The 24689-nt window shown below is 72.9% G+C and carries 32 protein-coding genes; 8 read left to right on the top strand and 24 right to left on the bottom strand.

Annotated elements, in window-relative coordinates:
- The first annotated feature begins 32 nt into the window (after nucleotides 1-32).
- Both whiG and ACWDD9_RS31840 read left to right on the top strand, forming a co-directional pair.
- Entirely contained in the window at nucleotides 33-956 is a 924-nt protein-coding gene (gene whiG, locus ACWDD9_RS31845; RefSeq protein ID WP_241852776.1) for an RNA polymerase sigma factor WhiG, read from the top strand.
- A gap of 197 nt (nucleotides 957-1153) precedes the next feature.
- Nucleotides 1154-1738 (top strand): TetR/AcrR family transcriptional regulator, encoded by a 585-nt coding sequence (locus ACWDD9_RS31840; RefSeq protein WP_117491975.1) that lies wholly within the window; start codon nucleotides 1154-1156, stop codon nucleotides 1736-1738.
- Nucleotides 1739-1807: 69 nt separating this feature from the next.
- Here the strand turns inward: ACWDD9_RS31840 and ACWDD9_RS31835 are convergent, their stop codons facing one another.
- Entirely contained in the window at nucleotides 1808-2512 is a 705-nt protein-coding gene (locus ACWDD9_RS31835) for a murein hydrolase activator EnvC family protein (protein WP_449813510.1), read from the bottom strand.
- Nucleotides 2513-3177: 665 nt separating this feature from the next.
- Here ACWDD9_RS31835 and rpsB point away from each other — a divergent pair.
- From rpsB to ACWDD9_RS31810, 5 genes are all read left to right on the top strand, one after another.
- Nucleotides 3178-4056 carry a 30S ribosomal protein S2 gene (gene rpsB / locus ACWDD9_RS31830; protein WP_049657635.1) on the top strand — a complete coding sequence of 293 codons (879 nt, stop codon included), beginning with the start codon at nucleotides 3178-3180 and terminating at the stop codon, nucleotides 4054-4056.
- Between the two features lie 129 nt (nucleotides 4057-4185).
- The gene (gene tsf, locus ACWDD9_RS31825) at nucleotides 4186-5025 is read left to right on the top strand and encodes a translation elongation factor Ts (RefSeq protein WP_449813509.1); all 840 of its coding nucleotides are present in this window, start codon (nucleotides 4186-4188) and stop codon (nucleotides 5023-5025) included.
- 261 nt (nucleotides 5026-5286) lie between these two features.
- A complete protein-coding gene (gene pyrH, locus ACWDD9_RS31820; protein ID WP_030056790.1) occupies nucleotides 5287-6051 on the top strand; it encodes a UMP kinase in 765 nt (254 codons plus the stop codon).
- A gap of 98 nt (nucleotides 6052-6149) precedes the next feature.
- Nucleotides 6150-6707: a ribosome recycling factor gene (gene frr / locus ACWDD9_RS31815; protein ID WP_049657639.1), complete on the top strand. Its 558-nt coding sequence runs from the start codon at nucleotides 6150-6152 to the stop codon at nucleotides 6705-6707.
- A 284-nt stretch (nucleotides 6708-6991) separates the two neighbouring features.
- Nucleotides 6992-8209 (top strand): phosphatidate cytidylyltransferase, encoded by a 1218-nt coding sequence (locus ACWDD9_RS31810; protein ID WP_449813508.1) that lies wholly within the window; start codon nucleotides 6992-6994, stop codon nucleotides 8207-8209.
- 192 nt (nucleotides 8210-8401) lie between these two features.
- Here ACWDD9_RS31810 and ACWDD9_RS31805 read toward each other — a convergent pair whose 3' ends face one another.
- The 22 genes from ACWDD9_RS31805 to ACWDD9_RS31700 all read right to left on the bottom strand — a co-directional run bounded on the left by ACWDD9_RS31805 (nucleotide 8402) and on the right by ACWDD9_RS31700 (nucleotide 22355).
- Nucleotides 8402-9643 (bottom strand): tyrosine-type recombinase/integrase, encoded by a 1242-nt coding sequence (locus ACWDD9_RS31805; RefSeq protein WP_449813507.1) that lies wholly within the window; start codon nucleotides 9641-9643, stop codon nucleotides 8402-8404.
- 3 nt (nucleotides 9644-9646) lie between these two features.
- On the bottom strand, nucleotides 9647-9877 hold the full coding sequence (locus ACWDD9_RS31800) for a helix-turn-helix domain-containing protein (protein ID WP_449813506.1): 231 nt from the start codon (nucleotides 9875-9877) through the stop codon (nucleotides 9647-9649).
- Nucleotides 9878-10134: 257 nt separating this feature from the next.
- The gene (locus tag ACWDD9_RS31795; RefSeq protein WP_449813505.1) at nucleotides 10135-12123 is read right to left on the bottom strand and encodes a DUF3987 domain-containing protein; all 1989 of its coding nucleotides are present in this window, start codon (nucleotides 12121-12123) and stop codon (nucleotides 10135-10137) included.
- 82 nt (nucleotides 12124-12205) lie between these two features.
- Nucleotides 12206-12475 carry a hypothetical protein gene (locus ACWDD9_RS31790; protein ID WP_449813504.1) on the bottom strand — a complete coding sequence of 90 codons (270 nt, stop codon included), beginning with the start codon at nucleotides 12473-12475 and terminating at the stop codon, nucleotides 12206-12208.
- A 17-nt stretch (nucleotides 12476-12492) separates the two neighbouring features.
- On the bottom strand, nucleotides 12493-12852 hold the full coding sequence (locus ACWDD9_RS31785) for a hypothetical protein (protein ID WP_449813503.1): 360 nt from the start codon (nucleotides 12850-12852) through the stop codon (nucleotides 12493-12495).
- Nucleotides 12849-13961: a DNA cytosine methyltransferase gene (locus ACWDD9_RS31780; protein WP_449813502.1), complete on the bottom strand. Its 1113-nt coding sequence runs from the start codon at nucleotides 13959-13961 to the stop codon at nucleotides 12849-12851. The genes ACWDD9_RS31785 and ACWDD9_RS31780 overlap by 4 nt, the downstream gene beginning before the upstream one ends.
- Nucleotides 13958-14527 carry a hypothetical protein gene (locus tag ACWDD9_RS31775; protein WP_449813501.1) on the bottom strand — a complete coding sequence of 190 codons (570 nt, stop codon included), beginning with the start codon at nucleotides 14525-14527 and terminating at the stop codon, nucleotides 13958-13960. The genes ACWDD9_RS31780 and ACWDD9_RS31775 overlap by 4 nt, the downstream gene beginning before the upstream one ends.
- A gap of 120 nt (nucleotides 14528-14647) precedes the next feature.
- Nucleotides 14648-15046, bottom strand: coding sequence for a hypothetical protein (locus tag ACWDD9_RS31770; protein WP_449813500.1), 399 nt, complete (start codon nucleotides 15044-15046; stop codon nucleotides 14648-14650).
- A gap of 14 nt (nucleotides 15047-15060) precedes the next feature.
- Complete coding sequence (locus tag ACWDD9_RS31765; protein WP_449813499.1) at nucleotides 15061-15510, bottom strand: hypothetical protein; 450 nt, start codon at nucleotides 15508-15510, stop codon at nucleotides 15061-15063.
- A gap of 53 nt (nucleotides 15511-15563) precedes the next feature.
- On the bottom strand, nucleotides 15564-15758 hold the full coding sequence (locus ACWDD9_RS31760) for a hypothetical protein (protein WP_449813498.1): 195 nt from the start codon (nucleotides 15756-15758) through the stop codon (nucleotides 15564-15566).
- A 31-nt stretch (nucleotides 15759-15789) separates the two neighbouring features.
- On the bottom strand, nucleotides 15790-15969 hold the full coding sequence (locus ACWDD9_RS31755) for a hypothetical protein (protein ID WP_449813497.1): 180 nt from the start codon (nucleotides 15967-15969) through the stop codon (nucleotides 15790-15792).
- Between the two features lie 39 nt (nucleotides 15970-16008).
- Complete coding sequence (locus ACWDD9_RS31750) at nucleotides 16009-16203, bottom strand: hypothetical protein (protein ID WP_449813496.1); 195 nt, start codon at nucleotides 16201-16203, stop codon at nucleotides 16009-16011.
- 152 nt (nucleotides 16204-16355) lie between these two features.
- Nucleotides 16356-17102 (bottom strand): hypothetical protein, encoded by a 747-nt coding sequence (locus ACWDD9_RS31745; RefSeq protein ID WP_449813495.1) that lies wholly within the window; start codon nucleotides 17100-17102, stop codon nucleotides 16356-16358.
- 11 nt (nucleotides 17103-17113) lie between these two features.
- Entirely contained in the window at nucleotides 17114-17548 is a 435-nt protein-coding gene (locus tag ACWDD9_RS31740) for a hypothetical protein (RefSeq protein ID WP_449813494.1), read from the bottom strand.
- 16 nt (nucleotides 17549-17564) lie between these two features.
- Nucleotides 17565-18380: a hypothetical protein gene (locus ACWDD9_RS31735; protein ID WP_449813493.1), complete on the bottom strand. Its 816-nt coding sequence runs from the start codon at nucleotides 18378-18380 to the stop codon at nucleotides 17565-17567.
- A 170-nt stretch (nucleotides 18381-18550) separates the two neighbouring features.
- The gene (locus ACWDD9_RS31730; protein ID WP_449813492.1) at nucleotides 18551-18724 is read right to left on the bottom strand and encodes a hypothetical protein; all 174 of its coding nucleotides are present in this window, start codon (nucleotides 18722-18724) and stop codon (nucleotides 18551-18553) included.
- Nucleotides 18725-18740: 16 nt separating this feature from the next.
- Nucleotides 18741-19127: a RapZ C-terminal domain-containing protein gene (locus ACWDD9_RS31725; RefSeq protein ID WP_449813491.1), complete on the bottom strand. Its 387-nt coding sequence runs from the start codon at nucleotides 19125-19127 to the stop codon at nucleotides 18741-18743.
- A gap of 50 nt (nucleotides 19128-19177) precedes the next feature.
- Nucleotides 19178-19318 (bottom strand): hypothetical protein, encoded by a 141-nt coding sequence (locus tag ACWDD9_RS31720; protein ID WP_387822847.1) that lies wholly within the window; start codon nucleotides 19316-19318, stop codon nucleotides 19178-19180.
- Between the two features lie 17 nt (nucleotides 19319-19335).
- Entirely contained in the window at nucleotides 19336-20607 is a 1272-nt protein-coding gene (locus tag ACWDD9_RS31715; RefSeq protein ID WP_449813490.1) for a hypothetical protein, read from the bottom strand.
- A complete protein-coding gene (locus ACWDD9_RS31710) occupies nucleotides 20604-21251 on the bottom strand; it encodes a hypothetical protein (RefSeq protein ID WP_449813489.1) in 648 nt (215 codons plus the stop codon). The genes ACWDD9_RS31715 and ACWDD9_RS31710 overlap by 4 nt, the downstream gene beginning before the upstream one ends.
- A complete protein-coding gene (locus ACWDD9_RS31705; RefSeq protein WP_449813488.1) occupies nucleotides 21248-21541 on the bottom strand; it encodes a hypothetical protein in 294 nt (97 codons plus the stop codon). Before ACWDD9_RS31705 ends, ACWDD9_RS31710 begins: the two co-directional genes overlap by 4 nt.
- A gap of 109 nt (nucleotides 21542-21650) precedes the next feature.
- A complete protein-coding gene (locus tag ACWDD9_RS31700) occupies nucleotides 21651-22355 on the bottom strand; it encodes a hypothetical protein (RefSeq protein WP_449813487.1) in 705 nt (234 codons plus the stop codon).
- A gap of 327 nt (nucleotides 22356-22682) precedes the next feature.
- Between ACWDD9_RS31700 and ACWDD9_RS31695 the strand changes: the two genes are divergently transcribed.
- Entirely contained in the window at nucleotides 22683-23810 is a 1128-nt protein-coding gene (locus tag ACWDD9_RS31695) for an XRE family transcriptional regulator (RefSeq protein WP_449813486.1), read from the top strand.
- Here ACWDD9_RS31695 and ACWDD9_RS31690 read toward each other — a convergent pair.
- Complete coding sequence (locus ACWDD9_RS31690; RefSeq protein WP_449813485.1) at nucleotides 23794-24600, bottom strand: GntR family transcriptional regulator; 807 nt, start codon at nucleotides 24598-24600, stop codon at nucleotides 23794-23796. The genes ACWDD9_RS31695 and ACWDD9_RS31690 overlap by 17 nt on opposite strands.
- Between the last annotated feature and the right edge of the window lie 89 nt (nucleotides 24601-24689).

Here is a 24689-nt window from a genome sequence, read left to right as displayed (position 1 = left end):
TCGACGGCGCGCCTGTCGGGGCGCCCGCCGGTGTGCCCCCCGGCGCGGTCGCGGCCGGCGCGCCCCGGCCGCCCGGCAGTGCGCCGGCCCGGGGCGCCACCTCTCCGGCGCTCGCCTCGCCGGTGTCCCCGCTCCGCCGGGAGAAGGCGGCGGACGGCGGCCAGGGGCAGGATGTCCGGGAGGTCGCGGCCCAGGGGCGCACCGCCCTCGAAGAGCTCTGGCGCTCCTACAAGGAGACCGGGGACCAGCGGCTGCGGGAGCAGCTGATCCTCCACTACTCACCGCTCGTCAAGTACGTGGCGGGGCGGGTCGGGGTCGGCCTGCCCTCCAACGTCGAACAGGCGGACTTCGTCTCCTCGGGGGTCTTCGGACTGATCGACGCGATCGAGAAGTTCGACATCGACCGCGCCATCAAGTTCGAGACCTACGCGATCAGCCGCATCCGGGGCGCGATCATCGACGAGCTGCGCGCCCTGGACTGGATCCCGCGCTCGGTGCGGCAGAAGGCGAAGGCGGTCGAGCGGACGTACGCGACGCTGGAGGCCCGGCTGCGCCGGACGCCGCACGAGCCCGAGGTCGCGGCCGAGATGGGCATCGCGATCGAGGACCTGCACGCCATCTTCAGCCAGCTGTCGCTCGCCAACGTGGTCGCGCTGGACGAACTGCTCCACCCGGTGGGGGAGGGCGGCGACCGGCTGAGCCTGATGGACACCCTGGTCGACCACGGTGCGGACAACCCGGTCGAGGTGGCCGAGGACCGCGAGCTGCGCAGACTGCTGGCCCAGGCGGTCAACACCCTCCCCGAGCGGGAGAAGACGGTGGTGACGCTCTACTACTACGAGGGCCTCACCCTCGCCGAGATCGGACAGGTGCTGGGGGTGACGGAGAGTCGGGTGAGTCAGATCCACACCAAGTCCGTCCTCCAGCTGCGCGCCAAGCTGTCGGACATCCGGTAGGGCGCCGACGACAAGGGCGCCGGCAGCCGGGGACCGACAGCAGGGTGCCGGCAGCGAAGGTGCCGGCCGGAGGGTGTCTGCCGTCGGTCGTCAGAAGCCGGTCGCCGGGCCCGGGCCCCGTTCCGATGCGCGGCGCCGTACCGGCCGGAGGTAGGGCTCCGTACAGTGGGACCGTGCCGAAGATCCGAGCGGCCACGGTGGCCGAGCATCGCCAGCTCCAGCGGGCAGCCCTCCTCGATGCTGCCCGCATCCTGCTGACCGAGGGTGGCATGGAGGCCCTGACCTTCCCCGCGCTCGCGGCGCGCGCCGGGCTGGCGCGCTCCTCGGTCTACGAGTACTTCCGCTCCCGCGCCGCCGTGGTCGAGGCGCTCTGTGAGGTGGACCTCCCGCTCTGGGCGGCCGAGATCGAGGCCGGGATGGCGAGCTGCGACACCGCCGTCGAGCGGATCGAGGCCTACGTCCGGGGCCAGCTGGCACTGGCCGCCGACCCCCGGCACCGCGCGGTGGTGGCGATCTCGGCGCTGGAGCTCGACGAGGCCGCGCGTGAGCGGATCAGGGCGGCGCACGGCAGGCTGGCCGGTCTGGTCGGCCGGACGCTGGAGGAACTCGGCCACGAGCAGCCCCGGCTCGCCGCGGCCCTGGTCCAGGGTGTCGTGGAGGCGGCGACCCGCAGGGCCGAGCAGGCCGCGACCGGGGGCCGCGCCGGCTGTGCGACCGAGAGCCCCGAGGAGATCGCCGACGCCGCCGTCGCGATGGTGCTGCGCGGGCTCGTCCGCGCCTGAGCCCGGCTCCGGGCCTGCCCTCGGCCCCGGCCCTGGCTCTAACCCGCACCCCACCCCCGGCCCGGCGCCCTACCCGTCCCCGCCGTCCAGCGGCAGCAGCCGGGCCGTGCCCGCGCCGAAGAGGGCCAGCGGGTCGAGGTAGCGGTTTCCGCGCAGCAGCCCCCAGTGCAGGCAGTCGCGCCCGGCGCAGTGCCGCCCGTCCGGAGCGAGCAGTCCGATCGTCTGTCCGGCGGCCACCGGGGTGCCGACCGGGACGGTGCCGGTGACGGGCAGATAGGTGGTCCGGAGCGGGGGAGAGCCCGAGCCCGGGTGGGAGACGGTCACCACCGGCCGTCCCGCCACCGGCCCGGAGAACGTGACCACTCCGGGAGCCGCCGCCCGGACCTCCGCCCCGGGTGCGGCGGCGAGGTCCACCCCCCGGTGCCCGGCGGCCCAGACCTTCGCCGGCGGCTCGAACCGGCCCAGCACCCCGTCCGAGCCACCCACCGGCCAGGCCCGCGCACCACCCCGCCCGGCCTCGCCGCCCGGGCCCGGGACGCCGACCGCACCGACCGCACCGACGGCACCGAAGCCTCCCAAAGCCCGTGAGGCTCCTGAGACGCCCGAGGCATAGGAAGCCCCCGGCGCCGCGAGCACGACCACGAGCACCACCGCCACCCACAGCGGCAGCACCCCGTGAGCCCGCCGACCGGCCCGACCCACCTGGCCCACCCCGATCACCCCGATCACCCCGATCACCCCGATCACCCCACCGAACCACCCGCGACCAGTCATGCCCGCAGGCTCGCCCCCGCGCCGCCCCCGCACCACCCACATCCGGATTCCTGTGGACAAACCGCCCCCACGCCCGAGCGCCATCCCCCAGGCGGGTGTACGGGCGCCGCCATCCGGTGTACAAACGGCATACCGGTGACGGACCCGGGGCAGGCGGTCGACCGACCCGCGTCCGCCCCCGCACCCGCCTCCGCGCCCACGCCGAGCTCCACCTCCGACTCCACCCCCGGCCGCCCCGCGCGACCCGCCCCGACCCCGCCGCCGCCCCACGGGAACGCTGCCGCAGCCCCACCGGAACCCGCCCACCCCGGCCGTTCCCCGGGCTCCTCCCAGGTCCTCGGCGGGCCCCCGGCCACGCGTGGAGTCGCCCGCCCCTCGGCGCTTCCCGTACACTTCACACGCGACCCGGTCCGCCGGGTCGACTTCGCACGCCCCGCCACCGGCGGCCGGACGCGGTTCGTCCGCAGCCCCGCCAGGTGCGAGTGCCGCTCGGTCCGCCGAGCCCGACCGGCCCCCGGGCCGGAAGGGTGGTAGCGGCTCGGCACGTTCGGGGCGTCAGGCGTGGCTGTCACCTGGCCGCCACGGACAAACCGAGACTGACCCGGTTGTGGGCTATCGCTGCGACGCAGTGCCGCTGCCGGGCCGTAACACCAAGGAGTACGGCAATGGCCGTCGTCACGATGCGGGAGCTGCTGGAGAGCGGCGTCCACTTCGGTCACCAGACCCGCCGCTGGAACCCGAAGATGAAGCGCTTCATCATCACCGAGCGCAACGGCATCTACATCATCGACCTCCTGCAGTCGCTGAACTACATCGACCGCGCCTTCGAGTTCATCAAGGAGACCGTTGCCCACGGCGGCAGCGTCCTCTTCGTCGGCACGAAGAAGCAGGCCCAGGAGGCCATCGCCGAGCAGGCCACCCGCGTGGGCATGCCCTACGTGAACCAGCGCTGGCTCGGCGGCATGCTGACCAACTTCTCGACCGTCTACAAGCGCCTTCAGCGTCTGAAGGAGCTCGGCGAGCTGGACTTCTCGGACGTGGCCGGCTCCGGTCTCACCAAGAAGGAGCTCCTGGTCCTCCAGCGCGAGCACGACAAGCTGGAGAAGACCCTCGGCGGTATCCGCGACATGCAGCGCGTTCCCAGCGCCGTCTGGATCGTGGACACCAAGAAGGAGCACATCGCGGTCGGCGAGGCCCGGAAGCTCAACATCCCGGTCGTCGCCATCCTCGACACCAACTGTGACCCGGACGAGGTCGACTACAAGATCCCGGGCAACGACGACGCGATCCGCTCCGTCACCCTGCTGACCCGCGTGATCGCCGACGCCGTGGCCGAGGGCCTGAAGTCCCGCGCCGGTGTCGCCAAGGGCGACGCCAAGGCCGAGCCGGGCGCCGACCAGCCGCTGGCCGCCTGGGAGAAGGACCTCATCGAGGGCGAGAAGAAGGCCGAGGAGGCCCCCGCCGAGGCCGCCGCCGAGGCCCCCGCCGCCGAGGAGGCCGCTGTCGAGGCCCCCGCCACCGAGGCGCCGGCCGAGCAGGCCTGACGTACCAAGGGTGAGGGGCACCGGCCGGTACGAAGCCGGCAGGTGCCCCTCTCTCCCGCGCCGGGGCCGAACCAGCGGTCCCGGCGCATCCCCACGCAGACACGCGAGACGCGAGAAGAGATTCACACCATGGCGAACTTCACCGCCGCGGACGTCAAGAAGCTCCGTGAGCTCACCGGCGCCGGCATGATGGACTGCAAGAAGGCCCTGGACGAGGCCGAGGGCAACGTCGAGAAGGCCGTCGAGCTCCTGCGCATCAAGGGCCAGAAGGGCGTTGCCAAGCGCGAGGGCCGTGACGCCTCCAACGGCGCCGTCGCCGCGCTCATCGCCGAGGACAAGAAGTCCGGCGTTCTGGTCGAGCTGAACTGCGAGACGGACTTCGTCGCCAAGGGTGACAACTTCGTCCAGGTCGCCGACGCCATCGCCGCCCACGTCGCGAAGACCGCCCCGGCCGACCTGGACGCCGCCCTGGCTTCCGAGATCGAGGCCGGCAAGACCGTCCAGCAGTTCGTCGACGAGGCCAACGCGACCCTGGGCGAGAAGATCGTCTTCCGTCGCTTCGCCCAGTTCGACGGTGACAGCTTCGTCGCGGTCTACCTCCACAAGACCAGCCCCGACCTGCCGCCGGCCGTCGGCGTCCTGGTCGAGCTGGACAAGGAGAACGCCGAGGTCGCCAAGGACGTCGCGCAGCACATCGCCGCCTTCGCGCCGAAGTACCTGTCCCGCGAGGAGATCCCGGCCGAGGAGCTCGAGAACGAGCGCCGCGTCGCCGAGGCCACCGCCCGCGAGGAGGGCAAGCCGGAGGCCGCCCTGTCGAAGATCGTCGAGGGCCGCGTCACGGGCTTCGTGAAGGAGAACTCCGTCCTGGAGCAGGCCTTCGCGAAGGACAACAAGAAGACCGTCGCCAAGGTCCTCGAGGAGAACGGCGTCGCCCTCAAGCGCTTCGCCCGCTTCCGCGTCGGCGCCTGAGCCACGTTCCACCTGGTCCCCGGCCCCCTTACGCTGGGAACCGCCCCCGCCCGCTGACCGGGGCGGGAGGAACGCCGAACGGGCTCACCCCGCGCCTACCGCCAACGGGCGGGCTCGCGTCGGCACCATGAACGACGAGGAGGCCATTGCCGTGCAGGACACCGAACCGGTTCCCGCGGCAGTGGCCTCCTCGCGTGTACGCGCAGGCCGGGCATCCGCACACCCGCGTCTGTGACCAGTAGGTGCAAAAAGGAGAAGTCCATGCAGGAGACGCAGGAGACCGCGCAGGACCCCAAGGCCGGCTCGCGCCGCCGGGTGCTGCTCAAGCTGTCCGGTGAAGCCTTCGCCGGTGGTGGCGGGCTCGGCGTCGACCCGGACGTCGTGCACGCGATCGCCCGGGAGATCGCCACCGTCGTCCGTGCCGGTACCGAGGTCGCGGTGGTCATCGGCGGCGGCAACTTCTTCCGGGGCGCCGAGCTCCAGGTCCGCGGCATGGACCGGGCCCGCTCCGACTACATGGGCATGCTCGGCACCGTCATGAACTGCCTGGCGCTGCAGGACTTCCTGGTCAAGGAAGGCATCGAGACCCGGGTCCAGACCGCCATCACCATGGGCCAGGTCGCCGAGCCGTACCTGCCGCTGCGGGCCGTCCGGCACCTGGAGAAGGGCCGCGTGGTGATCTTCGGCGCCGGTATGGGCATGCCGTACTTCTCCACCGACACCACGGCCGTCCAGCGCGCCCTGGAGATCCACGCCGACGTCCTGCTGATGGGCAAGAACGGCGTGGACGGCGTCTACGACTCCGACCCGCGGACCAACCCGGACGCGGTCAAGTTCGACGCGCTGGAGTACTCCGAGGTCATCGCGCGCGACCTCAAGGTCGCCGACCTCACCGCGATCACGCTGTGCAAGGACAACAACCTGCCGATGCTGGTCTTCGAGCTGCTGGCGGAGGGCAATATCGCGCGTGCGGTGAAGAGTGAGAAGATCGGCACACTCATCAGCCAGGATTCTGTCCGGGCCTGAGCAGCAACCAGCCGTACGGGACGGCGGCGGCGCCGTGACCGGCCGCCGCGCCGACACCGGTCGGGACAACAGCAGATGAACCGGACAGGGAGACCACAGTGATCGAAGAGACCCTCCTCGAGGCCGAGGAGAAGATGGAGAAGGCCGTCAGCGTCGCCAAGGACGACCTCGCGGCCATCCGCACCGGCCGCGCGCACCCGGCGATGTTCGCCAAGATCGTCGCGGAGTACTACGGCGCCGTGACGCCGATCAACCAGCTGGCCTCCTTCTCGGTGCCGGAGCCGCGGATGGCGGTCGTCTCGCCGTTCGACAAGACCGCGCTGAAGGCCATCGAGCAGGCGATCCGCGACTCCGACCTGGGCGTCAACCCGTCCAACGACGGCTCGATCATCCGCGTGGTGCTGCCCGAGCTGACCGAGGAGCGCCGCCGGGAGTTCATCAAGATCGCCCGCACCAAGGGCGAGGACGCCAAGGTCTCGATCCGCGCCGTGCGCCGCAAGGCCAAGGACGCGATCGACAAGCTGGTGAAGGACGGCGAGGTCGGCGAGGACGACGGCCGCCGCGGCGAGAAGGAGCTCGACGACACCACGGCCAAGTACGTGGCCCAGGTCGACGAGCTGCTGAAGCACAAGGAAGCCGAGCTGCTCGAGGTCTGATGAACGACGCCCCTGACGCCCCCGGCTACTGGGGCCCGTCCGACCAGCAGTTCCAGCCCTACCGCCCGGCGCCGCACCCGCAGGCCGCCCCTGTCCCGGCCCACCCGGCGCCGGGGTACGGCGCGCGGCCTGCGGCGCCGGCCCCGGGGCATCCCGGTCACCCGGGCGGCCACGCCGTGCCCCCGGGCACGCCGGGCGTCCCCCCGGGAGCGCCGGGCCTCCGTTCGGATCAGCCGCAGCAGCCTCCGGTGTACTGGGGCGGCGACGCGGAGGAGACTCAGGTCATGCCTCCCGTACCGGCCGAGCCCGGCCCGCCGCCCGGCACGCCCGACCACGGTCGGTCGGCCGGCCGCGGTCGGCCCGCGGCCCACGGGCGGGCCGCCACCGGCGGCCCGGCCGACCCCGCCGAGGGGCAGGCCCGGGGGGCCGGTCGGCTGAGCGGCCCGCTGTTCCGGGACGAACAGCCCGAGCCGGCGCCGCCGGGCGTCACGGAGACGGTCGTGCTGCGCGCGATATCCGACGACGCCGCCCCCGGTCACGGCACCCCGCCGCACCCGGGGGCACCGGTGCATCCCGCGCCGCCGGCGAACCACCTGGCGGCCGGGCAGCCCCGCTTCGTGCCGTCGTCCCTCCCAGGGCAGGAGACACCCGTGGCCGCCCAGCCCGCTCCGCAGCCGCAGCCGCGCAAGCAGCGCGGCGGCCGTAACCTCCAGGCCGCCATAGGCGTGGGCGTCGGCCTCGGTGCGGTGATCATCGCCTCGCTGTTCGTGGTGAAGGCGCTGTTCCTGGTCGTCGTGATGGCCGCGGTCGCGGTCGGCGTCTGGGAGCTGACCAGCCGGCTCGCCGAGCGCAAGCAGATCAAGGCGCCGCTGGTCCCGCTGGTCGTGGGCGGCATCGCGATGGTCGCCACCGGCTACTGGTCCGGCATCCAGTGGGCCGCCGCCTCGCTCGCGCTGACCGGGCTGGCGGTGATGGTCTGGCGGATGGCCGAGCCGCCGGAGGACTACCTGCGGGACATAACGGCAGGCGTGTTCACGGCCTTCTACGTGCCGTTCCTGGCCACCTTCGTGGCGATGATGCTGGCGGCCGACGACGGCCCCCAGCGGATCGTGCTCTTCCTGATCGTGACGATCTGCAGCGACACCGGCGCCTACGCGGTGGGCTACAAGTTCGGGAAGACCAAGCTGGCCCCGACGATCAGCCCGGGCAAGACCCGCGAGGGCCTGGCCGGCGGCATCGGCCTGTCGATGCTGGCGGGCGCGCTGCTGATGGAGCTGATCATCGACGGCGGCAGCTGGTGGCAGGGCCTGATCCTGGGCGGCTGCGCGGCGGTCACCGCGACCCTGGGCGACCTGGGCGAGTCGATGATCAAGCGCGACCTCGGGATCAAGGACATGGGCACGCTGCTGCCCGGCCACGGCGGCATCATGGACCGGCTGGACTCGCTCCTGCCGACCGCCCCGGTGGTCTGGCTGCTGCTGGCGGCCTTCGTCGGCAGCTGACCCGCCCGGGCGGGACGTACGAGGTGAGGGCCCCGGACGCCTGGCGTCCGGGGCCCTCGCGCGTCTGCGACACTGGAACAACCATGCCTAAGCCCGGAGAACATTGACGGGTGAAGCAACAAAGGGCCCCCTACCAGCGGTTTTCCCGCCGGTAGGGGGCCTTTGTGTGTGCTCTGGGCCGTCCCTGGGCCGTCAGGCCGTTGGTTCGTCCGGCAGGAACAGTCGGTCGACGGCCTTCCGGGCGCGGTCCTGGCTGTTCGGCATGAGGTGGGCGTACACCCGGAGGGTCAGGGCCGGGTCCGCGTGGCCGAGGTAGTCGCTCACGGCCCGGATGCTTTCCCCGGCGTCCAGCAGCACCGAGGCGTAGAAGTGCCGCAGGGCGTGCATCCCATGCTCCCGCGCGGAGGCGTAGGCCTCGCCGCGACGCGGGGTCGGGATGAGGCCAGCCGCGGCGATCGCGGGCTTCCACTCCTGAAGGTTGAAGTTGCTCCGCCAGACCAGCCCGTCGGCGGTGTTGGTGAACAGCAGCCGGTAGGTCACCTTCGGCCCGTCCGGGGTCTTCCACGGGAGCGTGACAGGCACGGGCTTGTACGCGTCCATGTGGGCGAGGACGGCAGCAGCGACGGAGCTGGGGAGCGGCACGTCCCGCTCCTTGTTGCACTTCGGGGGAGCGAACACTGCCTTCCCCCGGATCTGCTTCACCTGCCGGAGCACTCGTACGGTGCCCGACTCGAAGTCGAACGCGTCGTCCTCCGCGAGGCCGACGATCTCCCCCTGCCGGAGACCGCACCCGGCACCCAGGTCGGCCATCGCCTGGTATCGCTCCGGTAGGGCGCCGCGTACCGCGAGCACCTGTTCCGGGAGCCAGGGCACAATTCGGCGGGCCTCGACGGTCGGCGGGCGGACCGATGCGGCGCCGCACGGGTTGCGGTTCAGTAGCCCGTCGTCCACGGCGGCAGACAAGACCGCTCGCACGTCGGAGTAGATGTTCCGGGCGTACCCGCCCGAGATCGGGCTCTGCTCCAGCTCCTTCACCAGCTCCTGGATGTGGGACGGGCGGAACGAGTCGAGCGGCCGCCGGCCGATCCGGGGGAAGGCGTGCAGCCGGAGCCTGGTCTCCACCAGCACCTGACTGGCCGGGTCCGTGGTCTGGGCCTTGAGCCACCGTTCTGCGAACTGCTGGAACGTGGTCCTGCCCGCCCTCGGGTCGACGTACTGGCCGCGCGACATGTCGGCCTCGGTCTCGATCAGCCAGATCTCGGCCTGGCGCTTTTGCCGGTCGGGGAAGCTCTTGCTCTTCTCCCTGCCGTCCGGGCCTTCGTAGCGGGCTCGGTAGCGCTTGCCCGTGCTGTAGCGGTCCGTGCGGACGCGGTGGGGCTTGCCGTCAGGGCCCTTCTCGGTCTTGTACCAGCGGTCCTGGACGTGTCCGGCCATGGGTCAGGCCGCCTCTCGGCTCTGGTCCGCCACCCACTGGGCGACGGCGTCGGGGTGGTAGCGGACGTGCCGGCCCGCCCGGAAGCCGGGCGGGCCGGTGCGCTTGCGGCGCCACTGGTAGACGGTCTCCAGCGGGACCTTGAACATCGCGGCGACGTCCTTGGGCTCGAGGTAACTGGTCGGCAGGGGGCGGATGTTCGAGTCGGCGCTCGTGTTGCGGCCCCTCGGGGGCATGGCGAATCCTCCGTCTGCGGGTACGGATGGTGGTTGCGGTGAGTGACGGCCCCTGCGTGCGGACGGGGAATGGGGCCGGAAAGTGTCAGGGATGTCAGGGAAAATCGCTGACCTGCGGTTTTGGCTCCTGGCGGGGCGTCAGGGATTGTCAGGGATGTCAGGGAAATTCGGCTTTTCCCTGACATCCCTGACGTTCCCTGACGGGCGGTCAGGGGCTGTTTTGGCTGGTCAGGGATTTTCCCTGACATCCCTGACGGTTACGGGGCTTCTGTTCCGTCCACGGCGGTGGCGAGGGCGGGGTGAACACGGAACGTGATGGCGGCCTGGCGGCCCCGGCGGCCGTCGGCGGGGGGCTGGTCGGTGCGGAGCCAGCCGTGCTGTTCGAGGAGGGTGAGGGCGGGTTCGACGTCGGCGACCTTCTTGAACCGCCGGGACGACGCGACGGCGTCGTGGGCTTTGATGTGGGTGCGGTGGGTGCCGTCCTTCTTGGGGCGCTGGAGCCACTGGAGGAGGGTGTGGGCGTCTTCGGTGGCGGGGTCGGCGGCGATGAGGTCGAAGACGGCGAGGGTGTGGGCGGTGTAGTAGTCGGCGATCCGGGCGGCCCGGTCGACGGTGGTGGCCTCCAGGTCGGCCCGCCAGGCGCCGGGGTCCTGGTCGGAGGCGATGTGGTCGGCGAGGTGGAGCAGTACGGCGATGCGGGCGATGTGGCCGACGAGCTTGCCGGCCCAGTCCCGGATGTGGGCGAGCGGCTGGTCGGGGCGGAGCTGGACCTCCACGCGCTCCTGGAGCTTCTCGATGGCGAGGTCGGCGGCCTGGCTCATGAGCACGGTGACCGGGTCGGTGAGGTCGGTCATGGCGCGGAGCAGGCGGGTCAGGTCGCGGTCGTAGGCGGCCGCGACGGCGTCGGGGATGGGGGTGGTGCGGATCTTGCGGTAGCCCAAGTTGGACGGCGGGAGGGAGTAGAGGAAGCGGGCGAGCAGGCCGCGGTCGCGGGCGCCGGGGGCGGCGCCGAGTTCCTGGAGGACGGCGGGCTGCGGGGTGACACCGATGGTGAGGGCGGGCCGGTCGGTGGTCGGCTGCTCGCGGGTGATGCGGTCGGTCTGGAGCCGCTCGCCCTTGTGGGCCTGGAGGAAGACGCCCAGGTTGGGCTTGCTGCTGTAGCGGCCGGCGATGCTGTCGAACAGGTCGCCCTCGGGACTGAGGGCGGCGAGGCAGCGGTGCACGCCGAGGTGGTGGGTGACGGTCTCGGGGGTGATGTCCCCGGACAGCGTCAGCCGCGGGTTCGGCGGGACGACGATCTCCTCGGCGAGCATCTTCGCGGCGGAGATCTCCGCCACCAGGTGGGCGCGGTCGATGTCGGGGTTCTTGCGGGCCTTGGCCATCAGGGCCTCGACCTCGGCGGTCGCGGCGTCGCGGGCGGTCTCGGCCTCGATGATCCGGGCGCGGGCCTCGGCCTGGAGCTCGGCCTCGACCTTGTAGACGGGGCCGGTGGTCAGCCCGAACACGTCGCTCTTGCGGCTGGCGGGGGGCATCGCGCAGACCAGGTAGAGGTTGGACTGCTCGCACCAGCCGGGGCGGATCTGGACGCCGACGCGGCCGCCGGCGGCGGTCGACAGGGCGGCGAGGGCCATGGTGGCGGCCATGTCGGGCGGGGTCTGGGTGAACTCCGCGACGGCCTCGACGTAGGCGCGGACCCACGTCGGGAGGGCGTCGACGGGGAAGGTGGGCAGCGTGCCGTGGGAGCCGAGCGGGACGGGGTCCAGCCAGGTGTCACCGGAGGCGAGGTCCGAGAGGGCGGCCAGGGCGGCGGTGCGGACGGCCTCCAGGTCGGTCTGGCCGTCGCCGGCCATGTGGGCGAGGCGGCCGGCGGCGGCGTTGATCCGGCGGCGTTCGGCGGCGGTGCGCACGATCTCGGCGTAGTAGTCGCCGTTCGCGGCGGTGGGGGTGGCCGCGACGCAGGTGTGCAGGTAGCCGGGCCCGCCGACGCGGACCAGGTCGCCCTGTCCGCGCAGGACTTCGGCCAGCAGCACCGGGTCGACGGGCCGTTCGCCGTCGGCCATGCGGGTGATGGTGCGCCAGATCGTCTCGTGCGCAGGGTGGTAGAAGGTGCTCGGGTCGCCGATCTGGGCGGCGAGCGCCGGGATCTGGGCGGGGTCGAGCAGGGCGGCGCCGATGACGGCCTGCTCGGCGGCCTTGACCTCGGGCTCGGGCCGGAACGGGATCACGGCCGCGTACTCGGTGCTCACGCGGGCTCCTCTCGTCGGAGCAGGGCGGCCCGAGCCCGGTCACGGGGGCTTCGGGCGCGGACCGCCCGAAGGGAAGGGGCGGTCAGAGGTCGAGCGGGAGCTGTCCGTCGCAGACGGCGGCCGGGGCGGGCGGCATCAGGGCGTCGAGGGCGGCCTGGTGGGCCGGGTCGCCGAGCAGGCAGATGACGCGGCCGTCGGTGGTGACCAGCCACTCGGGGTCGGCGTGGACCAGGCCGACGGCGGCCTCGCGGGTGGTGCAGTGGACGGCGCGCTCGTCGTGGCGGTCGGTGCCGTAGGTGGTGCCGCACACGTCGCAGACGGCGACGTGGCAGGTCACGGACTTGATGGACACGGGGATCTCCGGGCGGGTCAGAGGTCGAAGAGAGCGGCCGGCTCGACGGCCGGGGCGGTGGCCTCGCGGGCCTTGGCGGCGGCGAGGCGGGTGGCGTCGTGGCAGTGCCGGCACCAGGCGGCCAGCCCGCGCTTGGGCAGGGCGGCGGCCAGGTGCGGGGGCAGCAGCAGCGCGGCCGGGTCGGCGGGGGCGGCGAGCAAGCGCACCCAGCCGCGGCCGTGCCGGGTCTGGTAGGCGCCGTGGACGGCGGGGCAGCGGCCGCCGTCCTTGTCGTGGCTGGTGCCGCAGGTGCCCCGGCACTGGCAGCGGCCGGCCGCCGCAGCGAGGACGGCCTCCCACAGGGCGGCCCCGGCCAGCGGCGGCACGCGCCCGGTCACGCGGCCGCCCCCAGACCGGCGTCGCCGGTGGTGGCGCGGTCGAGGAGGATCCGCAGGGCGGCGGCGGCCTGCGCGGGGACGACGCCGTTGCCGAGCGCGCGGAGTTGGGCGGTGCGGGACAGGCCGGGGACAGCGGTGACGTGCCCGGCTGGGAGGCCCATCAGCCACTCGACGAAGACGGGGTTCAGTCGTCCCCGATCGTCAGTTGGCCGGGGTGCGGCCCGTCCGAGGAGCGTTTCCCACCGGCGGACGGCCGGGCCGTACGGGCCCCAGTCCGGTCCTCCGTCGTGGCCGTCGACGTCACCGCGCCGGTCAAGGTCGGGTTGCCCCGGCTGAACGTGGCGCTGGTGCGGTCGCCGTCGGCGGCGGTCGTGGTCGGCAGCAGGGAGATCGTGTGCCGCAGGTTCATCCCGCCCCGGCCGGTGTGCCCGGTGCCGGTGGCCTCCGACACGGTCGGGGTCGGCAGCAGCTCCACCACGGTCGGCAGGCCGTCCGGGATGCTGCGGCCACGGGAGTCGCGGGCCCTGGGGGTGGGCGGGCCAGGCGAGGAGGAAGACGCGGGTGCGCTGGTGGGCGGCGCCGACGTCGGACGCTCGCACGCTCGTCCATTCCGCATCGAACCCGAGGCCGGCCAGGTCTCCCAGAACGGCGCCGAGAGCGCGAAGAGCGAGGGGCCGTCCGGTCGCCGGGTCCAGATCCTCCGATCCGGGTCCCACTCCAGCAGCGTCGCCGCGGGTGGCTTTCGCCGAGAGGAGGCCTTGGACATTCTCGATCACCACCAGGGAGGGGGTCAGTTCGCGGACGGCGCGGGCGACCTCGGCCCACAGGCCGGACGCGGCGCCGGGCACGATCCCGGCCCGCAGGCCGGCCAGGCTGACGGACTGGCAGGGGAAACCGGCGGTCAGCACGTCCACCGGCCCGACGTCGGCCCAGTCCACGGCGCGGATGTCGCCGAGGTTCGGGACGTTCGGGTGGTGGTGGGCGAGGATCGCCGAGGCCCCGGGGTCGGGGTCGGCCACCCACGCCAACTCCCCGCCCAGCACGCGCTCGACGGCCATGTCCAGGCCGCCGTACCCGGTGCACAGCGACCCGATGCGCGGCCCGCTCACGACGTCGCTCCGAGCAGGGAGGCGACAGCCGGGCCACCGAACTCGTTGACGTGGTCGGCGAGGCGGGCGACCACGCGCTTCGCGGTGCGGGTCAGCTCCGCGCGGGGCAGCGGCACGGGCGGGGTGATCAACTCGTCGGCGGGCAGCGGCAGGAGGATGTCGGCGGTGAGGGTGAGCACCGGCCGGTGGTCGGGGATCGGCTCGACCTGGGCCGACCAGGGGCCGCGCTGGTAGCAGTCCCGCTCCCAGTCGAGCCACCGGCCCGGCCCGGGGCGGGCGGCGAGCGCGCGGTGCGGGAGGGGGACGGTGATGCGCAGGACCAGGTCGGCCGGGGCGTCCTCGGCCGGGGTCGCGGTGACGGCGAGCAGGTCGGGGCGGATGCGCACGTAGCCGGGCATCATGGTCGGGGCCGTGGCGACGGTCCACGCCAGCATGGCGACCTCGGCGCCGGAGATCAGGATGTCGCTGTCGTCGAGCTGGTCGGCGTGCTCGCCGAGGTAGAGGCCGAACCGGTCGTCGTGGTCGTCGTCCACGAAGGCGAGCGTGGAGTGGTCGAACTCGGGCATGCTTGGTCCCGTCTCTGTTGGGATGCACGGCCCCGCACCAGCCGCTGTCTTGGCGGATCGTCGGCTGGTGCGGGGCTTCGTGCTGTGCGGGTGATGTGGCTCTGGGACGGTCCGGACCGCTCAGCTGTTCCTGGGGCCGCAGAGGCAGTTCTCGGGGTCGGCGCCCCGGCCGGTCCGGCAGGCGCAGTACCGGCCCCAGGCCGGGGGGTCGACGGGATTGCCGTCGCGGTGGTCGCACGGCCCGGGCTGCCAGTCGTCGTGGACGTCGTCCTCGTCCTCGGGCGGGATCCAGCCGAGCCAGCGGCAGGCGATCCAGCGCGGGACGACCAGCAGACGGCGGAAGCGGTCGGGGGTCCAGCAGCCGCAGTTGACGTACTCGGCGTCGCCGTACTCGTCGGTGTCGTGGTCGTCGCCCCAGTAGCCGTCGCCCCCGCACCGGGGGCACTTCGGGTCGGGGGTGTCGATCAGGTAGAAGACGGGGCGAGGCAGGCTGAAGTAGTACAGGCGCAGGCGGGCCATGCGGGTCCTCCAGGTCAGGCGCCGTGGATGGCGGCCGCGAGGGCGTCGAGGAGGGTGTGGTGGGCGTCCAGGGCGGCGGGCCGCCCGCTGGTGATCTGGTCCTGTTCCTGGTCGTCGCCGAGGGCGAAGGTGGCGTCGAGGGCGGCGTGCACGGCGTCGCGGACGGTGGTGTCGGTGGTGAGGAGGAACAGCGCGTCGCGGGCGGCGGTGAGGTGCGCGCGGGCGGTGCGGACGGCGGCGATCTGCTCGGCGGGCGTGCTGTCGGGGTCGCTGGTGGTGGCGGTCCACAGGGCGTAGACGGCGGCGCGGTAGGCGGTCAGGGCGGTGAGGAGGTGTCCGCCGGCGGTCTGGAGGTCGTGGCGGTGGGTGGCGCGGCGGGCGGCGCGCTGCTGGAGGTGGATGGTGCCGAGGCTTCCGGTGAGGGTGCCGATGACGGCGATGAGGCTGGCGAGCACGGTGTCCACGGGGTCCTTGGGGTCCTTCTCGTTCGTGGGGTGCGGGCTGGGGTGGGCGGGCGTCAGTAGACGGCGGGCTCGTCGTCCCAGCCGTCCGGGTCGTCGTCCGCCGCGTCGCCGGTGTCCGTGTCCTGCCACGGGTCGTCAGCGGCGTCGTCGGCGGCGTCGGCCGCTCCCCGCTCCTCCGCCCAGCGGGTGTAGTTGGAGCGGTCCTCGGTCCAACCGGCGAGGAAGTGCTTGTCCTGGTCGTCGTGCATGGTGAGCCTTTCGTGTCGGTGGGCGGGCTGGTCAGTCCTCGAGTTCGTCGGTGGGGTACTCGCCGTGCCGGGCGGCGTCGGCGAGTCCCTCGTGCTCGTGGGCGAGGGTGAGGAGTTCGTCGTGGGCGTCGGGGCTGGTGGCGGTTTCGGCGGCCCGGGTGAGGGCGGCGGCCTCTTCGAGGTGGTAGCGGATGGCGTCGGCGCGCTTCATGGCGGTGCTCCTTCGGTGGGTGCTGATCGGTCGGGGGGGTCAGCGGCTGGTGGGGGCCGGGGCGGCGTCGGGGAGGGGCGCGAGGTGGCCGAGCATGTCGTTGAAGGCGCGGAGGACGTCGCCGATGACGTAGGCGATCACGACGGCCATGACGCCGGTGGCGGTGTAGATCAGGAGGGTGAGGACGGCCCGGCGGACGCGGGCCCGGCGGACGGCGCGGAGGCGAGGGTTCATGATCGGGTTCCCCTTCTGGCTGGGGTGGTTCTGGGTGAGGTAGGGCGGTAGGTAGGGGGCCGGTAGGCGGTAGGTAGGCGGGCTCTGACCTGTGGTTCCTACCGCCCTACCGGCTCCCGGGAGGGGCCCTTGGAGGGGGCGGGGGAGCGGGGTCAGGCGGTCTTCTGGAGGACCGCCGGGACGGTGCCCGGGGCGCGCTCGGGGAGGCCCTTCAGCAGCACTGCCTGACGGTTGCGCTGGCGCCCGTCGAAGGTGAGCTTCTTGCCCTCCACGACAGGGGCTCCGAGGGCCTCCAGGTGGTCCTTCAGGTCGGCCTGCTCCCAGCCGCCGAACAGGCCCCGCTTCTGGCCCTCGGCGAGGAGGTCCGGGAGGTGGGCGGCGGTGCCCTGGTCGGACATGGCGGCGACGTGCCGGACGAGGGCGTACAGGTCGGCGTCGGCGGGGGCGTCCTGGGGCTCGTCGGCGGGGGCGCCGGCGCCGTCCGGCTCGGCGGGGGAGGGGGTGCCCGCCGACGGGCTCGCGCTCTCGGCCTTGGCGTCGGGGGAGGCCTTGGCCGCGGCCTTTTTGGCGGCCTTCTCCTCGGCGGCTTTCTCCCGGGCCTCTTCGTCGGCGGCGGCGAGGTCGGCGGCGGCCTTGGTGTTGCCGACGGAGACCGCGACGATCACCCACAGGACGAGGAGGACGGTGATGGTGGTCGGCGCGTACCGGGCGACGGGCCGGGCCAGCACGGGGGAGAAGAACAGGCCGAGGCCGATCGCTCCCCCGACCTGCTGCTTGGTCACCTTCAGCTTGGCGGCGTGGGGCCGGGCGGCGCGGATGATCAGGCGGGTGCCCAGGCCGAGCGCGGTGAGGTTCGCGCCCTTGAGGTAGCTGGTCCGCTCCTGCTGCTGCTCTTCCATCGACTCGTCCATCAGGCACCAGCCATGCCCTTGATGACGGAGCCGAGCACGGTGAGGGGCAGCGCCCAGAGGCCCTGGGCGGCGGCGTAGACGGACGGCACGGTGGCGCCGAGCACGGAGTCCTTGATCGCGTGCGGCTTGGTGCCGAACAGGATGATCGTGAGGATCGCGGCGACGGCGCCGGCGCCGACGTTGCCGAACGCGGCCTCCTGCGAGATGAAGGCGTGGGTGAGGGCCTCGCCGACCTGGCCCGGCGCGCTGAAGGCCTGTCCGGCCCCGGCGGCGAAGGTGCCGAAGGCGATCATGAGCCAGGCGGTGTGCTCGGCCTTGAACTTCTTGGCGAGCTTGCCCTGCTTGTCGGCCTTGCGGTTGCCGATGATGATCCAGACGGCGATGGTCAGGCAGAGGCCGCCGGAGCCGAACGAGCCGAGCATCTGGGTGTCCATGTCGATCTCCTGACGGTCAGTGGTGGGTGGAGGAGAAGAGGGCGATCAGGGGGGCCAGGCCGAGGGCGCCGATCAGGGCGGAGGCGAACGGGACCCGGACGAGGATCAGGACGGTGATCCCGATGGGGCCGCGGACCTCGCTCACGCGGACGTGGCCCCATCCGCGCATCCGCTGGTCGATGCCCCAGCCGATGCCGGCGCCGAGCGTGGCGACGACCAGGGGGACGTGGGCGGCGAGGGTGACCAGGCCCATCTGGTAGCCCGCGACGCCGGAGGCGGCGGTGAGGATGCACCAGCGGCGGAAGCGGCGGGCGCGCTCGGAGTGCGGCTGGCGCCACAGCACGGACGCCCGGCGCTCCTGGACGATCTGCTCGGCGCGGTAGCGGTCCTCGCGTTGCTCCGGGGTCTCCCCTGCCTTGCGGAAGGCGCGCTCGCGACGCAGGTGGGCCTGCTCGGCCTGCTCCTGCGGGGTCATGCTGATCATCTCGCGGAGGCTCTGGCCGGCGGTCCGCGGCTTGTCGTCGTCCGCCTCGTCCTCGTCCGCGCCGTCCTCGTCGTCGGCCTGCTCGGCTTCGGTGGCGGAGTCGGCCTGCTCCTGGTCGTCGTCCTCGACGGCCTGGTCCTCGACGGCGTCGGCGGCGCCGGGGGTGGTGTCGGGGGCGGTGTCCTTGCGGAGGTCGATGTATACGGGCTCGGCCGTGAACTGCGGTGCGGCGAAGGCGGGTTCGGCGGTGCGCTGGTTCCACGGCCCGCTCTTGCGCCACCACTCGACCACGGGCTCGGGCATGCCGACGGTGGGCGGCTGGGAGGGGGGAGGGGGGACGGCGGTCATCGGGTCCACCTCCGACGGATCAGCTCGCGGACGAAGGCGACGGCGATCGCGAAGTCCGCCGCGAAGAAGAAACAGCAGAGCATGTAGCCCATGGGTTCTCCCTGTTCAGGGGCGGTGCACACCTCCGCACACCTGGAGCGTGCGGGGACGTGCACCACCGGGGACGGGGGTCAGGAGGAGCGCCACCAGGAGCGGGGCGCCGGCGCGGTGTGCCAGGCGGTGGTGGACCGGCTGGTGCGGTGGGAGTCGATCTGGCGCTGGCCCTCGCGGTCCGCGTCGCGGACGGCGGCGGCCCGGCGCTGCTGGCCGGACTGCGGCTGCTGGGTGCGGCGGAAGATCTGCATCAGGTCACGCGCTCCTTCAGCGGTCGACGACGGGCTTGTCGAGGTCGCGGTGGGTGAGGCGGACGGTGGCGCCGGTCTTGGCGAGGCGCCGGGCGAGGGCCATGGCGACGGTGGCGGCGCGGTGCCGTCCGCCCGCGCAGCCGATCGCGATGGTCAGCGGCGCCTCGGTGGGCCCGGCATCGTAGGCGTCGGTCAGCAGCGCGGTGCCCGCGATCAGCTCGTGGATGCCCGGGGTGCCGAGTACGGCCTGGCGGACGGGCAGGTCGTGGGCGGTCTGCTCGCGCAGGGCCGGGTCGACGTGCGGGTCGCGGAAGTGGCGGCGCAGGTCGAGGACGACGGTCGCCTCGGGCGGGGTGCCGTGCAGGTAGCCGAAGCTGACGACCTCGATGGTGGTCAGGGCCATGACAGTGCCCTCCGGGTGCGGCGTGGCGGGGTGGAGCCGGGGGGAGAGGATCAGATCTCTTCGCAGAGCAGCCGGTAGCAGGCGTCGCAGAGCGGGCGCACCCACTCCTCGTTGCAGACGTCCTGGACGAACGGGTCCAGGACGTCCTCGACGTCCGGCTTGGCCTCGCCGCAGTAGTCGCAGGTCTTCATGTCGGTCTCCTTCGAGGTCAGGTGGCGGCCGGCGGGTCGTTGCGCTCGGCGACGACGTGGCGGCGCAGGCGCACGGCGTAGTCGTTGCGGCAGCCGAGCGCGTCGCGGACCTTCTTCGTGCTGAGCTCCTCGTCGCGGGCGGCGAGGTCGTCGGCCAGGACCCGGACCCGGGCGATGTCGGCCGGGTCGAGGGGGCGTTCCCCGGCGGTCGCGGAAGCGTTCCCGACAGGGTCGTCCGAGGGCTCGATCCCGGGTGTCCCGGAGTCGGGTGCGGGTGCGTACGACCCCGTTCGGTAAAGGGCTTCGAGGCTTTCGGCGGTGATCGGGGAAGCGTTCCGCAGCCCGTCGGGAACGGTGTCGAGGTAGACGCCGTCGGACGGTCCGGAGGGCAGCGGGAGGGTGAGGGCGGGGAACGGGTCGTCGGGCATTCCCGGCCACAGGTCGGCCGGCGCCGGGAGCGCGCTCAGCTCCGCCACCCGGGCCCGGGCGTTGAGCCGCTGGGCCAGCAGATCGGCCGTCAGGCCGGGGACGGTGACACCGTGGACGTACTCCCAGGCGATCCGCCACGCCTCGTCGGCCGACAACGCTCCGTAGGCGGCAGCGGACAGCAGCCGGTCGGCGACCGTCCGGACCTCGGGGTGGTGCTCGGCCCGCTGGCGGGCGTGCTCGGCCTTCTCCTTCGCCTGCTTCTTCTCGGCGGTGGTCGGGCCCCGGCCGCCGTGGGTCTGCAGGTCGGTCAGCCAGACGGCGCCGATGCTGGACAGGGCCAGCACGAACGCCACCCAGTGGTAGTGCGGGTACTGCGCCCAGCCGTGGGCGAAGTTGATCCCGGCGGCAACCGTCCCGGCGGCCCAGGCGCCGAGGCGGTAGGTGTGGGTGGAGCGCTCGCCCTCGGCCTGGGCGCCCATGGCGACCAGCGCCCACGCGCCGCCCTCCAGCATCGCGGCCAGCAGCACCGCGAGCAGGACAGCGACCTTGGCGTGGTCGAGCGCGGCGACCTGGGAGACCACGGCCGGCACGATCGAGCAGGCCTGCACCAGCCGGACGAACGCCCGCGCGGGGCTCGCCGCGACCCAGCCGGTCACCCGGCCGAACCGCGCGGCCCGCGCCGCCCGCCGCCGCTCCTTCGCCTCCTCGGCGGCACGCTCGTCGGCCAGGCGCCGCAGGCGGGCCGCCTCGGCGTCCAACCGGCGCTGCTCGCGCTCCTCCCGCAGGTCCGCCCGGGTGTCGGCCCGCTCGGCCCGGCGGTCCTCGCGCCGCTCGGAACGGAAGTCGTTCAGCCCGCTCACCGCTGCCACCCCCGCTCCGGGGAGAACCTGGCGGCCGCGGCGGCCTGCTCCCAGTTCAGCTGCCCGCGCTGGGTCAGCGCGTCGGCGAGGGCGGCCACCCGGCTCCAGAGCAGGTCGAGCAGGGCGTCGGTGCGGTCGTGCAGCGCGGCCAGGTCCCGGCACGGGTCGCCCCCGGTGCCGTAGGTGACCTCCTCGCCGAAGTTCTCGTACACGGCCTCGTTGATCCTGTCCCGGTCGCCGAGGGCTCCCGCCTCGGCCGCCCAGCCGCGGGTCCCGGTCCACAGGCCGGCCTCGCGCAGCCACCGGTCCTCGGCCCGCTCACCGGCGGCCAGCATGACCAGGGCGTCGTAGAGCGGAGCCGAGAAGCTGCGGCTGACGGTGACCCCACCGGCGCCGCCCGGACGGCTCGGGTCCTTGCCCAGGTCGTCCGAGACCCAGACGCTCTCGAACGGCAAGCCGAAGTACAGCGCGACCGCGACGTGGCCGGCCTCGTGCACCGCGATGGCCCGCCGCAACAGGTCGTCCGGCAGAGCGAGGACCTCGTACAGCGGCGTCGGCCCGTCCACCATCACCGTGGGGTTGCGGGTGGTCAGCCCGGTGTCGGCGTCGAAGTGCCACCCGGTACCGGTCAGGGTGTCGTTCACGCCGCCACCCGCTCGACGCCGGCGATGCGGTGGATGACGGCCGGGCGCCGCAGCGGCACCGGCGCGATGCTCAGCAGGCGCTCGGCGTAGGCGGCGAGCACCGGGTCCTCCCGGCGCAGGTCCGCCAGGACGTCGTCCGCCGCGTCCATCCGGGCCTCACGCTCGACCACGCTCTCACCGGGCACCCCGGTGAACAGCCGGGCGAACGCGGAGTCCGCGACGAGACCGAGCGCCAGCTCGGCGAACTCTTCCGGCGTCAGGGCCGTCTGCCCTGCAACAATCGACCTCACGGGTCTACCTCTTCCTAGTTGGTGGTGGGCCCGGCGGGGGCGGCTCCTCTTCCGGCCAAGGACACGGGAGCCGTCCACCGCGCAGGGCAGTGGCGGGTTGAGCTGCGGGTTAGTGCTCCGGGACCAGCTCGCCGGTGCCGTAGCGGCGGGAGCCGTCGGCGCACCGGATGATGTGGCGCTTGCCGGTGCGGAACGGGCTCCAGGCCTCGATCAGGCGGCGCTCGTCCTCGCCGACCAGGTCCAGCGCGCTCGCCGGCTGGGCGGCCAGCAGCTCGGCCACGAGGGCCTCGACGCGGCCGTTGCGGGTCCGGTCGACCACGCGGTCGCCCCTGCTGGCGGCCACCTGGGTGAACTCCTGGGCCGCCACGGCCAGGTGCCCCCGGTCCAGCTCGGAACGCTCGCTGGCGGGAGCCTGCTGCTGGTGCTCCGGCTCGGCGTTGGCGGAGGCCTGGCACGGGTTGCACAGGCTGCTGGCGTTGGCCCGGTTCAGCCTCGTCCCGCACTTGGCGCACCTGGCGCGGTCCTCCTTGGCGGCGGAGCGGCCCGTGGTCTCGGCCAGGGTCGCCGCGCCGGCCGCGAGGACCGTTCGCCAGTCCTCCTCGCTGATCTTGCCGCTCCAGCGCGGCGCCCGCGTCCCGGTCAGCCGACCGAGGCGGCACGCCACCGCACGGCGTCGCCGCTCGGTCCCCTGGGCCTCCGCCACCCACGCCCCCGCCGACATTCGGCAGGGGCGGCTGGTCAGCGACGCCACACGGCGGGCGTAGGAACGACCGGTCACGGTCGGGGCGGCGGGTGTGCGGAGTGCGGCAGGCATGGCGAAGCCTCCAGGGGCACGTGCGTATCGCGGGGGAGCCCAGACCGGGCAGGAGCGGGAGTCACGAGAAAGCAGGTGGCACCTGTTCAGCGAGCCTGTCGGCTAACTGGTGCGCACCAGTAGTTTGCAACTGGTGCGCACCAGTGTCAAGTGGTTCGCTGCTGGTGCGTGCCGGTCTGTCAGTTCCGGCTGCATCACCATGGAACTGCGTGCGCCAACAACCCGGTAGCCAGCAGGGGTTAACCCAGTTTTGTTAACCCCTCATGCCTGGCCCCACTGGTGCGGCATGCTGTGGATGACCGGCATCGCCACGGCAGAGGTGGGCACATGGCAGAAGGGCTTCGGCAAGCTCGCAAGGATCGGGGCTGGTCTCAGGACCGGCTGGTCCGTGAGATCGTCCGGTATGCCGAGCAACGGCTTCTGGACGTGGCCTCTCCGGCGAGCTTGAAGGTCTACATCTCCGAGTGGGAGAACGGCCGGCGGGCCGTCTCCGGCGGCTACGCGACCATTCTGCGGGCATTGTTCGGAAAGACCGACGACGAGCTGTTCGGTGCTCCGCCCCCGGCCGCGCCTGCGGCTGACGGCTATGACGAGCTGATCAGTCGTATCGACGCGGCCCGGGGCCTGAGTCTGGGCATGGTGGATACCTTGCTAGACCAGACGGAGCTGTTGCGACGCCTCGACCGTCAGATGGGTGCGGCGGCGCTGGTCGACCAGATGCGTGCGCACCTTGATGCCCTGGAGGACGCGCTGACCTTTGCCGTCCTGCCGGATGCCAGGCGGCCGGTAGCCACGGCCCTGGCGGGGGCCGCCACCCTTGCGGCGTGGCAGGCGCTGGACTCCGGGGCGGTTGAGCGCGCCTGGCGTCACTACGAACTGGGCAAGAGGGCGGCGTCCGAAGCCGAGCAGCCCATGTACCTGGCTCACGCCATGGCGGAGCAGGCCTACGTCCTGGCTGACGCCGGTCGTCCGGAGATGGCCGTGGACCTGGTGCGCGACGCACACCGTACAGGAGGCGGCAAGGTGTCCCCGCGGCTTGCGGCCTGGCTGTTCGCGGCGGAGGCCGAGCTGTGCGCGAAGGCGGGGCTTGCGAACGACTGCCGGATGGCCCTTGACCAGGCGGCGGCCGTGCTGCCGGCGGGGGACGAAGCGCGAGACCCGGACATGGTGAGCATCTTCCTGAACGCCAACCACCTGGCGCGCTGGCGCGGGAACGCTCTCGCGATGCTGGGCGAGGATGCCGCGCTGGCAGAGCTGTACGTCGCCCTGGAGGGGATGGATCCGGCGTTCGCGAGGGCTTCGGCGGGGCTGCGGTGCGACCTGGCACAGGCCCACCTGGTGCGGGGAGAGGTCGGCCAGGCCCAAGAGCATCTACAACAGGCCCGCCTCCTGGCGAACCGAACAGGCTCGGTTCGCTACAGGAGGCGGATCGAGGGTCTTACCGGGCGCCTGTAGGTCGCTGCGGGCGGTTGGCCAGCAGGTGGAGCAGGGCGACCAGTGTCCCCGACCCGAGTAGCTCGTCCCGAGCGATCATGCCCGGCACATCAGCGAGGGGAATCCACTCGATCCGCCCGGCCTCCTCGGCGTCGGTCGGCTCTCCAACCTTGGTGGCGCCCCTGGCCACGAAGATCTCGTGAGGGGAGTCCACCATGCCGACCATGGGCTGATAGGTGACCACGTGCTCGACGGAGCCGGGGCGCCAGCCCGTCTCCTCCTCGACCTCCCGAGCGGCGGCGGCGCCGGCGTCTTCACCGGCGTCCACGATTCCGCCAGGCAACTCCCAGCCGAACCGGGCCGGGACGAAGCGGTACCGCCAGAGCATCAAGACGCGGTCCTGGTCGTCCACCACAGCCGTGATGGCCACGTGCTGAAGCCGCACCACGTGGTGCTCGAAGCGTTCGACGCCGGGAGGCTCGACGTCTACGAGTGCGAGCTTCACCCACTCGTTGTCGTAGACCAGTCGCTCGCCGTGGATGCGCCACGGCTTCAGCTCTTGCTGTGGCGTCCCCGTGGCCGTGCGCTGTCCCTCCGTGCTGCGAGCGCTCACGAAGTAGCCGCTTCCCTGCCGGGCGACCACCAGGCCTTCGGCGGCAAGCCGCGACAGAATCAGGCGGACCGTCGTCCGGCCGATGCCGAGGTCAGCCGACATGGTGCGTTCGGACGGCAGCTTGGCGCCGACGGCGAGCTTGCCGGAGTCGATCCACTGGCGAATGATCTGTTCCACCCGCTCCGTCTTCTCTCCCATGCCCTTTCGCACTCTCCCGCCCTCCGTAACTGGTGCGCGCCAGTCTATGCGCGCGTGGTGGTGTCGTTCGATGCTTCCCCGCACCAGCC

It is taken from the genome of Kitasatospora sp. NPDC001119, assembly GCF_053598475.1.
This window is presented reverse-complemented; position numbering and strand designations above follow the sequence as displayed.